A 325-nucleotide genomic window follows, 5' to 3' on the forward strand; every position below is an offset into this window, starting at 1 on the left:
CTACGAACGACACCACGGTGGTGAGCGTGCCCAGCGCGTAGATGGCCGGCGTGGTGACGGTGGTGGTCAGCCCCTGCAGTTCGAGCGGCAGCGTGTTGACATCGCCAATGGCCTGCGAGGTGCGTGCGATTTCATCCCAGCTGAGCGTGAAGCCGAACGTGCCCACGCCGATGAGCGATGGCGCGATCAACGGCAACACCACGTGGCGGAAGGTCTGCCACGGCGTGGCCCCCAGGTCGCGCGCGGCTTCCTCGTAGGCGGGGTTGAAGCGGTTGAAGACGGCGAACATGATGAGCAGGCCGAAGGGCAGCGTCCATGTCAGATG

General features: G+C 65.5%; 1 protein-coding gene. It reads right to left on the reverse strand.

From position 1 onward, the window contains the following. The coding region (locus tag ACVA58_RS27870) for an ABC transporter permease (protein WP_446513492.1) at positions 1-325 on the reverse strand (325 nt) is incomplete at both ends.

The organism is Photobacterium sp. DNB22_13_2 (assembly GCF_052873915.1).